Source organism: Bradyrhizobium sp. UBA2491 (assembly GCF_002341725.1).
Lineage (GTDB): Bacteria > Pseudomonadota > Alphaproteobacteria > Rhizobiales > Xanthobacteraceae > Bradyrhizobium.
This window is the reverse complement of record NZ_DDOP01000093.1, coordinates 18,147-29,494: the sequence shown is the minus strand read 5'-3', so window position 1 is coordinate 29,494 and position 11,348 is coordinate 18,147. Positions and strand designations below refer to the sequence as shown.

At 65.4% G+C, this 11,348-nt stretch carries 11 protein-coding genes and 1 pseudogene; 3 read left to right on the top strand and 9 right to left on the bottom strand.

The genetic code is table 11. The annotated features are described in order from the left end of the window. Window positions 1-246 (top strand): annotated as a pseudogene (locus tag B2W55_RS31675) (ABC transporter substrate-binding protein); the annotation flags it as partial. Window positions 247-251: 5 nt separating this feature from the next. After that, window positions 252-1,013 carry an NAD(P)H-dependent oxidoreductase gene (locus B2W55_RS31670; protein ID WP_024580554.1) on the top strand — a complete coding sequence of 254 codons (762 nt, stop codon included), beginning with the start codon at window positions 252-254 and terminating at the stop codon, window positions 1,011-1,013. Between the two features lie 182 nt (window positions 1,014-1,195). Here B2W55_RS31670 and B2W55_RS31665 read toward each other — a convergent pair whose 3' ends face one another. From B2W55_RS31665 to B2W55_RS31625, 9 genes are all read right to left on the bottom strand, one after another. After that, window positions 1,196-2,389, bottom strand: coding sequence for an acyl-CoA dehydrogenase family protein (locus tag B2W55_RS31665; protein WP_291532727.1), 1,194 nt, complete (start codon window positions 2,387-2,389; stop codon window positions 1,196-1,198). Next, a complete protein-coding gene (locus B2W55_RS31660; RefSeq protein ID WP_024580552.1) occupies window positions 2,386-3,321 on the bottom strand; it encodes an alpha/beta hydrolase in 936 nt (311 codons plus the stop codon). The genes B2W55_RS31665 and B2W55_RS31660 overlap by 4 nt, the downstream gene beginning before the upstream one ends. 1 nt (window position 3,322) lies before the next feature. Beyond that, window positions 3,323-4,072 carry an SDR family NAD(P)-dependent oxidoreductase gene (locus B2W55_RS31655; RefSeq protein ID WP_024580551.1) on the bottom strand — a complete coding sequence of 250 codons (750 nt, stop codon included), beginning with the start codon at window positions 4,070-4,072 and terminating at the stop codon, window positions 3,323-3,325. 1 nt (window position 4,073) lies between these two features. Next, on the bottom strand, window positions 4,074-4,868 hold the full coding sequence (locus B2W55_RS31650; protein ID WP_024580550.1) for an enoyl-CoA hydratase/isomerase family protein: 795 nt from the start codon (window positions 4,866-4,868) through the stop codon (window positions 4,074-4,076). A 13-nt stretch (window positions 4,869-4,881) separates the two neighbouring features. Next, window positions 4,882-5,379: an aromatic-ring-hydroxylating dioxygenase subunit beta gene (locus tag B2W55_RS31645; RefSeq protein WP_024580549.1), complete on the bottom strand. Its 498-nt coding sequence runs from the start codon at window positions 5,377-5,379 to the stop codon at window positions 4,882-4,884. Beyond that, window positions 5,379-6,638, bottom strand: coding sequence for a Rieske 2Fe-2S domain-containing protein (locus B2W55_RS31640; RefSeq protein ID WP_024580548.1), 1,260 nt, complete (start codon window positions 6,636-6,638; stop codon window positions 5,379-5,381). Before B2W55_RS31640 ends, B2W55_RS31645 begins: the two co-directional genes overlap by 1 nt. Before the next feature lie 120 nt (window positions 6,639-6,758). Further along, the gene (locus B2W55_RS31635; protein WP_024580547.1) at window positions 6,759-7,262 is read right to left on the bottom strand and encodes a hypothetical protein; all 504 of its coding nucleotides are present in this window, start codon (window positions 7,260-7,262) and stop codon (window positions 6,759-6,761) included. Beyond that, window positions 7,259-8,326 (bottom strand): phosphotransferase family protein, encoded by a 1,068-nt coding sequence (locus tag B2W55_RS31630; protein ID WP_029878990.1) that lies wholly within the window; start codon window positions 8,324-8,326, stop codon window positions 7,259-7,261. Before B2W55_RS31630 ends, B2W55_RS31635 begins: the two co-directional genes overlap by 4 nt. Then, window positions 8,326-9,879, bottom strand: coding sequence for an acyl-CoA synthetase (locus tag B2W55_RS31625; RefSeq protein ID WP_024580545.1), 1,554 nt, complete (start codon window positions 9,877-9,879; stop codon window positions 8,326-8,328). Before B2W55_RS31625 ends, B2W55_RS31630 begins: the two co-directional genes overlap by 1 nt. A gap of 200 nt (window positions 9,880-10,079) precedes the next feature. Here B2W55_RS31625 and B2W55_RS31620 point away from each other — a divergent pair, with 200 nt between their 5' ends. After that, complete coding sequence (locus tag B2W55_RS31620; RefSeq protein ID WP_024580544.1) at window positions 10,080-11,315, top strand: ABC transporter substrate-binding protein; 1,236 nt, start codon at window positions 10,080-10,082, stop codon at window positions 11,313-11,315. The last annotated feature ends 33 nt before the right edge of the window (window positions 11,316-11,348 follow it).

Here is an 11,348-nt window from a genome sequence, read left to right as displayed (position 1 = left end):
TTCAAGGGCATCAACCGCTACACCATGACCGGCTATGCCGCGGCCAAGGTGTTGATCGCGGCAATCGAGCGCTGCGGGAAGCAGCCGACCTGGGCCTGCACCATCTCGGAGCTGGAGAAGACCAGGAATGTCGAGACCGGGGTGATGGCGCCGATCAGCTTCGGCCCCGGCGTCCGCTTCTCAAACCAGAAGCTGCAGATCATGCAGGCCGACACGGCCACGCTCAGCTTCAAGCCGGTGGACTGAGAGCGATGAAGGTCCTGATCGTCTTTGCCCATCAGGAGGCGCAGTCGTTCAACAGCGCACTGCTGGCGCGGTCGGTGGCGGAGCTCACCGCGCTCGGGCATACGGTCAGGATCTCCGATCTCTACGCCATGGGCTTCAATCCGGTGGCGACTGATGCAGACTTCGGCGAGCGGCGGTTTCCCGACCGGCTGCAATATGACCGCGAGCAGAAATACAATCTGCAACAGGGCACGCTCAGCGCCGATATCACGGCCGAGATCGAGAAGCTATTGTGGTGCGACGCCCTGATCCTGCAATTTCCACTGTGGTGGTTCTCCGTCCCCGCCATCATGAAGGGCTGGATCGATCGCGTGTTCGTCAATGGTGCGGTCTATGGCAGCGGCCGTCGCTACGACACCGGTGGTCTCGCCGGGCGCCGGGCGATGGTCGTGACCTCGACCGCCGCCTATCCCGGCATGTGCGCGCCCGACGGGTTGGTCGGCGCGCTCGACGTGGTGCTGTGGCCGATCCAGAACGGCATGCTGGCCTATGCCGGCTGCAAGGTGCTGCCGCCCTTCGTGTCGTACTCGGTGAATTTCGTCGACGAAGCCACGCGCCATCGCTATCTCGACGACTACGCCGAGCGGCTGCGGCAGCTCGAGACCACCGAACCGCTGTTCTTCCATCCGTTGGCGGATTTCGGCGAGGACTGGCGGTTGAAGCCGGGGATCGCTGCGCGGGCGGTCGGCCAGGGCAAATCGGCAACCTCCTCGAACGGCGCAAAGTAAGGTTGCCGCGACTGACGTGCGCTCCCTCGCCCCGTTCTTACGGGAGAGGGTTGGGGTGAAGGGCTGGTTCGGTATACACGGCGATAGAGGCACTCGCGGAGACTCCCCCTCACCCGGATCTCATCTGCGATGCGATCCGACCTCTCCCCGCAAGCGGGGCGAGGTAACAAAGCGCACTGCTCTCACATCCGCTTCGCGACTTCCTCCAGCATCACCTCGGTAGCACCGCCGCCGATGGTCAGCACGCGGGCATCGCGCACCATCCGCTCGATCGGCGTGCCGCGCATGAAACCCGAGCCACCATGTAGCTGCAAGCAGCCATGCACCACCTCGTGCAGCACCTCGGGCGACAGCGCCTTCACCATCGACACCTCGCGCAGACATTCCTTCCCGGCCGCCGCGAGCTCGGCGGCCTGATAGGCCAGCGCCAGTGCGGCAGCCGCCTTCGCGGCGAGCTGGGCGAGCTTCATCCGCACGCCCTGCTGGTTCCAGAGCGGCCCCCCGAATGCCTGCCGCGTCTTCACATAGTTCGTCGTCAGTTCGATCGCCTTGGCCGACTCGCCGGCGCAGATGCCGCCGATGCAGATCCGCTCGTTTTGAAAGGTCTCCATGATGCCATAGAAACCCTTGTTCTCCTCGCCGAGCAGATTCTCCGCCGGCACGCGCACGTCCTGGAAGCCGAGCTCGGCGGTGTCCGAGCAGAGCCAGCCATGCTTGTCGAGCTTGGTCGCCGTGATGCCCGGCGAGTTGCGTTCCACGATGAACAGCGAAATGCCGCGGCTGCCCTTGGCATGCGGGTCGGTGCGCGCGGCGACGATCAGGATGTCGCCATAGACCGCGTTGGTGATGAACATCTTGGCGCCGTTGATCACCCAATGATCGCCGTCGCGCCGCGCACGTGTCTTCAGGCCGGCCACATCCGAGCCGGCGTCAGGCTCGGTCACCGCGATCGAGCAGACCGTCTCGCCGCGGATGATCGCGGGCAAGTATTTCTGCTTCTGCTCCGGCGTGCCGCGCAACGAGATGTGAACCGCCGACATGTCGGTGTGCACGAGGATCGACGAGGTGAAGCCGCCGAAGCTCGAGCGTCCGAGTTCCTCGGCGAACACCATCGAGGCCAATGGCCCCATGTCGGTGCCGCCATACTCAGCCGCGTGGCGCATGCCGAGGAAGCCGAGCGCGCCCATGCGGCGATAGATCTCGCGCGGGATCTTGCCGTCGCGCTCCCACGCCTCGGCATGCGGCACCACTTCCTTCTCGACGAAGCGGCGGACCTGGTCGCGCAGCATGCGCAACTCCTCGGGCAGGTTGGGCGGCTCCGAGAAATGGAATTCGGTCTCAGTCAGCTGGCGCGGGTCCGACGTCATGACGTTCATTGTGGCGCCCTCTCTTGGCCGATGTGAAGATGGTTGCGCAGGAATTTCGCCAGCGATGCGATCGCCTCTCGCGCCTGCGGAATCTCCGGGAATAGCTGGAACACGTGGATCATGCCGTCCCAGACCTCTAGCTCGACCGCGACGCCGACGGCCTCGGCCCGCGCAGCGAGGCCCACTGCATCGTCTCGGACGGTTTCGCGGTCGCCTGCCTGCACCAGCAGCGGCGGCAGACCAGCAAGATCGGCATAGAGCGGCGAGGCGAGCGGATCGCGGGGATCGCCATCCTTGCCGAGATAATTCTTCGCCAGCGCCAGGATCATCGCGCGCTGGTGGATCGGATCGGCCTCGGCCCTGCTCTCATAGCTCGCGCCCGTCGCGGCAAGATCGGTCCAGGGCGACATCAGCGCGCCGGCGGCGGGGAGCGGCCAGCCACGCTCGCGTGCCGCCAGCATCGCAGCGAGCACGAGATTGCCACCGGCGGAGTCCCCGACGAAGGCGATATCCGCCGCACGCAATCCTCGGTCACGCAGATATCGGTAGGCGATCAGCGCATCATCGAGCGCGGCCGGGAAGCGATGCTCCGGCGCAAGCCGATAGTCGATCGCGAGCACGCGGCAGCCGGATGCATCGGCGATGCGCGCGATCAGGTCGCGATGCGAGGCGACCGAGCCGATGCGGAAGCCGCCGCCGTGAAAATAGAGGATCGCCTTGTCGCGCGACGCGTTGGCCGGCACGATCCATTCGCCACCGACGCCGCCGGCCGAGACCGGCTGACACGTCACGGGCACCGAGCAGCCGGCAAAGGCGGCATCCCAGTCGCTGCGCATCTGCGCCACGGTGGTTTCGCGGGTCCAGTTCCGATAGATCGCACGCATGCGCTCGATCGCACGTTCGACAGGATCGATTGCGATATCGTCGCCCACGCTCGCCATCTCAACCGCCGATGCCCATGCCGCCGGACACGCCGAGCGTCTCGCCGGTGATATAGGCCGCCTGGTCGGAGGCCAGGAACAGCGCGGCGGCCGCGACCTCCTCCGGCTCGCCGAGGCGGCCGAGCAGCGTCGCGCCGGTCATCGCTTGCAGAATCTTGTCACCGCCCTTGGCGACCGCCTGCTCCAGCATCGGCGTGCGGATCGGGCCCGGCGCGATCGCGTTCGCGGTGATGCGAAACCGCGCATTCTCCCGCGCGATGCTCCGGGTGAAGGAGATCACGCCGCCCTTGGCCGCGGAATAGACCGCGCCGCCCTTGGAGCCGAGCCGCGCCGCTTCGGAGGTGACGTTGATGATGCGGCCGAAGCGCGCCGCCTGCATCGCCGGCAGCGCGGCATGGGTGCAGGCCAGCACCGAGGTGAGATTGACCGCGATCAGCCGCGCCCAATCGTCGGCCCTGGTGTCGGTGAAGAAGGCATGCTGATCGATGCCGGCATTGTTGACGACGATGTCGAACGGACCGTCCTGCGTCATCACGGCCTGCACCGCCGTGGCATCGCTGACGTCGAGCCCCGCGACGCCGGCCCCGGTCTCCCGCGCCAGTTCTGAAGCCGCGGCCACATCGAGATCGGCGATCACGACCCTGGCGCCCGCCCCGGCAAAGCTGCGGACAATCGCAGCGCCAATGCCGCGCGCGCCGCCGGAGACGAAGGCACGGCGGCCGTCGAGGCGACCGAATGGCAAGGTCGCCATTTCAGCGCCCCGTGAACAGGGGCTTGCGCCGCTCGATCACCGCCGCCAGTCCTTCGCGGGCGTCGGCCATGCCCGAGAGCTCCGCGACCGTACGCGCCTCTTCCGACAGGCATTGCTCGATGCTGGTGCCGGTGCCTGCCCAGACCAGCCGCTTGGTCGCCGCCAGCGCCTTCGGCGCACCGGCGGCAAGCTCGCGTGCCAGCGCCATCGATGCGTCGGCGAGTTCGGCATCGGGCACGACCTTGGTGACGATACCCATTTGCAGCGCTTCGGCTGCCGGGATCACCGGATTGGTCAGCAGGATCGACATCGCCCGCCGCAACCCGACCAGCCGCGACAGCGTGACGGAGACGCCGGCATCCGGCGCCATCGCCACCCGCGTCGCGCCGGCGAGGAATTTTGCTGATTCCGCGGCGATCACGATGTCGGAGGCGCAAACCAGGCCGAAGCCGCCGCCACCGGCCGCAAAGCCCTGCACCGATGCTATCACCGGCGCCTCGAGCCGCAGCAATCCGGTCACCGCATTTTGCAGATACGCGGTCGCCTGGCGGATATAGTCCGGCAGCTTCTCGCCCTTGGAAGCAAAGGCGCGGACATCGCCGCCCGCGCAGAAATTGGTGCCCTCGCCGCTCAGCAGCACGACGCGCAGATCCGGATGGCCGTGGCACACCATGATGGCGTCGCACAGCGCGCTCAGGAGCTCAGCGCTCATGCCGTTGGCGGCGTCGGGGCGGTTGAGCCGCAGCCGCGCGATGCCGTCGGTGATGTCGAGCAGGACGGGGCCCTTGTCGATCATGGCGAGACCTTCCCTAGACCAGGAACGAGAGCGTGTAGATCGCCTTGTCGTTGTTGACGAGAATGACCTTCTTGTGGGCCATCCGCAATTCGCCATCGACGTGACGCAGCCGGTATTCGTTGCGCGCCGCCCACAGCGTGTCGTCGCGCAGGCTCGACTCGAAGATCAGGCTGTTGCTGGCGACCGCGATGTCGCCATCATCAGGCTGCTCGTCCATCAATTCGATGTTGGAGATCAGCCGGCGCAGATTCGATTGCGGCGTCTGGGTGAAGTGCTTGCCGGTCATCAATTGACGGACCCGCAGCGCGATCCGCGAGCGGTTGTCGTAGATGATCGACATCTGCCGCTCCGGGTCGATGTCGGCGCCGTTGGCCGGCACCCAATAGACGCCGTCGTCGGTCCAGAGCTTTTCCCAGGCTTCGTATTGATGTTCGTCCTGCAACCGCGCCTCGCGATAGAGAAAGGCGGTAATGGCGCTCATCAAGGTGGCGCTGCTTTCGCGCGAGAGCATCAGGCCGGCTCCATCAGCTTGCGGTAATGGCTCCAGATGCCGCGCGACGGCACCTCGTCGGTGACGTGGCCGACGGTGAAACCAAGTTCATCCTGCCGCTGACGCTTCTCGCCTCGGCCAAGAAATATCCACTCCGGATTGCGCGCCAGCACGCCGCGATGGCAGCGCTCATACATCTCGGAATCGTCCGCGAGCAGGAAGCCGGCCGGACCGACCGAGCCCATGGTCTGCTGGCGCAACCGTCGATTCAGATCGGGCGCGCCCTTGAATTGCAGCGCGGTGACGTGCTGCACGCTGTCGTCGACGCCGAGCGGCTGGATCACGAACATCTGGATCTCGGCGATGAACAGGTTCGGGAAGATCATGACATGCGGGGTGCCGTCGATCATGATCTCGCGCGCCGCGGTATCGCCATAGGCCGCCTTCATCCGCGCCGTATAGTCCGGCAGCCGCTCCTCGCTGGTGCCGAACCAGCTCATCGGCGCATCGCGCTTGCGGAACTCGGGCCGCAAATCGATCTCGGTATGGCCGTTGCCGTAATCGCGGGTCAGCGCGGTCGAGGCGCCGCCATAGAGCTTGCCGATCATGCTGTCGGCGACGCCGAAGATCGAGGTGTGCACGAAGGCCGGGTGATAGCCGTCGCACTCGTTCTCCAGGATGAACTTCCAGTTCGCCTTGACGCGATGCTTGAGGAAGCCCGCCGTGATCTCGACCTCGCCCTCGGGCGAGGCGCGCACCAGGCGATCGATGGTCTCGGCGGCGCCGCCGAGATGCTCCTTCAGGGTCGGACCATCGGCCGCGAACGAGCCGAACACGAAGCCGCGGTAGGATTCGACGCGCGTCACCCGCCCGAGCGCGAGTTGCGCCTTGTCCTGCCCCTCGTAGCCATCAGGGAAAGCATAGCCGACCAAGCGGCCGTCATTGGCGAAGGTCCAGGAATGGAACGGACAGGTGAACGAGCGCGCATTGCCGCGCTCAAAGGAGCATACCTGGTTGCCGCGATGCGAGCAGCGATTGAGCAGCAGATTGACCTTGCCCTGCTCGTCGCGGGTCATGATGACGGATTGCGGGCCGATCGACTTGACCACGTAGTCATTGGCGTTCGGCACCTCGCTCTCATGGCCGACATAGACCCAGGTCCGGTACCAGATGTGCTTGAGCTCGGCCTCGAAGATTTCGGGGTCGGTGTAGAGCGATCCGTGCACCCGGTCGGGCCGGATCAGCCGCTCCCATGGCGAGACGCCGGTCATCATGTTCATCGCTCCGTCTCCCTCGCCCGCCGCTTGCCTGCGGATGCCTTGTCGGCCGTTAATAATAATCCGAACGACCGTTCGGTCAATGAATAACACGCTCGCGGCGGACCGGCAAGCGTCTTTGCCTCAGCCCTGCGCCGCGCCGCCGTCACCGCCCGCGATCTGCTGCAACATCGACTTCGGCGTCGTCGCGAGCTCGATCTTGAGCTGGTCGCAGATCGCGCGCCGCAGTAGGCGCTCGATCTCGTTCGCGGCAGCGCGGTCAGCCGCACGCGCGACCTCGCCGCTGGCCCATAACAGAAGCTGTCCGAGCTGCCGGTCGCCCTCATCCCGCAGCGCCTCGATCGCGGCGGCATCGGAGATGTTGCCGCGAACACGGGGCGTCGCGGGAATCTCCGGATGCGCCATGCCGTCGGCCAATTGCCTGATCGCGGCAAAGGTGCCGTCTTGCAGGCGCACCTGCTCCAGCAATGGCCCGGCCTTCCAGTCGGCGGCGAGCTTCAGCCCGTTCAGCGCGTAGATCGCGGAGAACACCTGGCCGCGGACGAAATCGTCGCTGGCGTTCGGCACGACGTGGCTTTGCAAGGCATCGATGATGCCGTCGATCAGCCGCTCGAAAGATGCACTCATGCCACAGCCTCCAATGCGCGCTCGAAGGCCCGCACGATCGAGGGCATCTGGCTTGCCATCACCGCGAGGCGCATGTCGTTGAAGCGGTCGACCTCGAAGGCGCGTACCGCGCACATCTGGATCGCGGCGGCCTGATACAGCGCATAGGCTTCGTAGAAGGCGAGACTGCGGTCGGAAACTGCAATGCCCGAGGCGCGCTGATAGAGATCGATCACCTCGGCGCGCTCGAGCACTCCGTAGAGCTTGCGGCTTCTGGCGTTGAAGGTCGGCATCATCGCCCAGGCCAGATCCTCATGGGGATCACCGAGATGGGTCAATTCCCAATCGAGGATCGCCGTGATCCGCCCCTCGTGCTCGATGAAGTTGCCGATCCGGTAGTCGCCATGCACGATGGTGCGGCGTGGCGGCTGCGGGCAATTGTCGTGCAACCAGCGGCCGCCCCAATCGAGCAGCGGATAGTATCGCGCCGTCGGGCGCGCGAGCGAGGCGCGCCAGCCACTGATCGCGCGCAGCTCGGCACGCTCTTCGCCCTGCTGCAACGTCGCAAACGGCGTCGTGCCCGCGTCGATCCGGTGCAATGATGCGAGGATCTCGACGAACTGCCGGGCGATCGCGCGCTTGTGCTCCGGATCGAGCTCGCTTGCCGCCCAGGGCGCCGGAACCTCGCCTTCGACATGCGCGCAGATGAAGAAGGGAAAGCCGATCTCCGCGCCATCCTGTTCTGATGACACCAGCGCCGGAACGGGAACGCCGGTGCCGGCCAGCGATTGCAACGCATAAACCTGTGGCAGCACAGTATATGGCGCAAATAGTCCGCTCGGCGGACCGACGCGGAGGATCAGCTTGCGGTCTCCCTCGGCCGAGCGCGCCACGAAAGCGTAGGTGATCCAGGAGAAGCCCGACGATTTGCGGCCGAAGCTCGTGATCTCCGTCCGGCTCCCGGATGTCCGCGACAAATGTCGTGCGAGCGCACTGCGCACCGCATCGTCATTGACGGCGGCCGGGCGCATGAGGTCCGGCGCGGCATCCGCCACATCGTCGGATCGTTTCGCAGCTTCCGGCATCAATTGACCGACCTCGTATAGCCCTGCCACTTCTCCTCGCGCAGCGCCGACTTCATGATCTTGCCGGAGCCGGTCAGCGGCAACGGCTCGAGCCGGATGTCGACCGAGCGCGGGCATTTGTAGCCCGCGATCAAGGTGCGGCAATGCGCGATCACCATCTCGGAATCGAGCCGGGTGCCATCCTTCGGCACCACGATCGCGTGCACCGCCTCGCCCCATTGCGGATGTGGCACCGCGATGACGGCGCATTCCTTGACATGCTCGTGCTGGAAGATCGCGTTCTCCACCTCGCCGGAATAGACGTTCTCGCCGCCGGAGACGATCATGTCCTTCAGGCGGTCGACGATATAGACAAAGCCGTCCTCGTCCATCCAGGCGCCGTCGCCGGTGTGCAGCCAGCCATTGCGCAGCACGCGGGCGCTTTCCTCCGGCTTGCGCCAGTAGCCGAGCATCACGCCGGCGCCGCGGATCGCGATCTCGCCGACCGTGCCGCGCGGCACCTCATTGCCCGCAGGATCGACGATGCGGATTTCGACGCCGGGCGCCGCCCGCCCCGCGGACTTGCGCTTGGCCGCCAGCGGCCCTTCCAACGCGTGATATTCCCAGGGCAGAATGGTCGCCAGTGCCGCGCTCTCGGTCATGCCGTAGCCCTGGTGAAAACGCCAGTTCGGCAACACCCGCATCAGCTTGACCAGCAGCGCGTCCGGCATCGGCGAGGCGCCATACTCGCAATCCCTGACGCTGCTCAGATCATACGTGCCGAACGACGGATGGTTGAGCATCATGTTGAGCATGGTCGGCACGAACAGGCAGTAATCCACTCTGTGCTCGGCGATCGTCTTCATCGCGAGCTCAGGCTCGAATTTCGGGATCGTGACATGCGTGCCCCCGACCAGCGTGAGCGCGATCATCGGCGAGGTGCCGGCCAGATGGAACATGCCAGCCGAATGCAGATACCGGGTGTCCTCGCGGAAACGGAGCGCATAGATCCAGACCAGCGATTCGTAGATGATGTTGGCGTGCGACAGCATCACGCCCTTGGGAAAGCCCGTGGTGCCGCCGGTGTAGAAGATGCCGGCGAGATCATTGTAGGAACCGGAGGTATCCTCGATCGGCGCATGTGCAACGAGCTCATCATAGCTCCGCATGCCGTCGGGAACCTCGCCCTCGTCGAGATAGATCGTCGCGGTGAGTGACTTCGCGCCCTTCAGCGCCGATGCGATCTCGGCAAAGGCCTTGTCGACCAGCAGCAGCTTTGGCGTGGAATCATCGATCGCGTAGGCGTTCTCGGCAACCGCCCAGCGCGTGTTGAGCGGCACCGCGACGGCGCCGGCCCAGGCGATGGCATAAAGCGCCTCGATATAGAGATCGCTGTTGTGCGCCAGGATCGCGACGCGGTCGCCGGCCTCGATGCCGAACCGCCGCAGCCCGCCCGCGGCACAGGCGACGCGGCGGCCGATCTCCTTCCAGCTCCGCGATCGTCCGGCATGGATGGTTCCGGCTGCGTCCTTGCGCAACTGCACTGCCGAGATGAGCGCCTGCGTCAGCTTCATGTTTCCTCCTCACCGCTAGGCGGCCGCGCACGCGCGGATGTTTCCGTCACGCGCGAAGCCGATCATTTCCGCCCGGAGATTCCAGTTGATAATCCGGACAGACGGTCTATTATTGCATGACCGACGCGACGGGTAAAGCCTCAAGGCACCGCCGCAGTGATCAACGAGCCCCGCGAAGAGGGCCGTCATGGGAGGGGATGATGCGGAAGCCAATCGTCACGTTTGCCGTGTGGGCGTTCGCGCTCGCCGGCGCACTCGCGCCAGCGAATGCAGAGAAGGCCTATGGTCCGGGGGTCAGCGACACCGAGATCCTGCTCGGCGCCAATGCGCCCTACAGCGGACCGGCGTCGATCTATGCGAGCTTTCCGAAGACCATGCTCGCCTATTTCACCATGCTCAACGAGAAAGGCGGCATCAACGGCCGCCACATCAACCTGCTGACCCGCGACGATGCCTACAGCCCGCCCAAGACCGTCGAGGTGACGCGGGCGCTGGTCGAGAACGACAAGGTGCTCGCGATCATGGCGCCGTTCGGCACGCCGACCAACGCCGCGATCCAGAAATTTCTCAACAGCAACGGCGTCCCGCAGCTGCTGGTGCAGAGCGGCGGCACGCGCTGGAACGATCCGAAGCAGTTCCCGTGGACGACGCCCTACTCGCCGACCTACGTCAACGAATCCCGGATCATCGCGCGCTACGTCCTGCGCGAGAAGCCGGATGCAAAGATTGGCGTGCTCTTGCAGGCCGACGATATCGGCAAGGATTTCGTGCTTGGCCTGAAGGAAGGGCTCGGCGCGAAAGCGGAGGCGATGATCGTCAAGGAGGCGATGTATCAATCGACCGAGCCGACGATCGATTCCCAGATCGTGAACCTGAAGGCCTCGGGCGCCGATACCATCCTGATCGCCGCGCAGAACAAATTTGCCTCGATGGCGATCCGCAAGATCCACGAACTCGGGTGGAAGCCGCTGATCTTCCTCGGCTCGACCGCGAATTCGATCACCGGCGTGCTGGTGCCTGCGGGGCTCGACGCCTCCACCGGTATCCTGACCACGACCTCCTACAAGACGCCGAACGATCCCGCCTGGGCCAATGACAAGGGCATGACCGATTATCTCGCCTTCGTCGCCAAATACATGCCGGGCATGGACCCGAACGACGTGATCGCGGTGACCGGCTACACCACGGCACAGCTCGGCGCGATCATCTTGCAGCGCTGCGGCGACAAACTCACCCGGGAGAACGTGCTGAAGCAGGCCACCAATCTCAGCGGCATCGAGCTCCCCATGTTGCTGCCGGGCATCACCATCCAGACCACGCCGCAGGACTACGCGGCGATCACCGAACGCCGCTTCGCCCGTTTCGACGGCAAGACCTGGGTGCTGTTCGGCGACATCGTGGGCGCTGGACCGGCCAAACAGGCCGCCAAGGACTGACCGCACCGCACATCGAACGACCGAGGCTCAAAC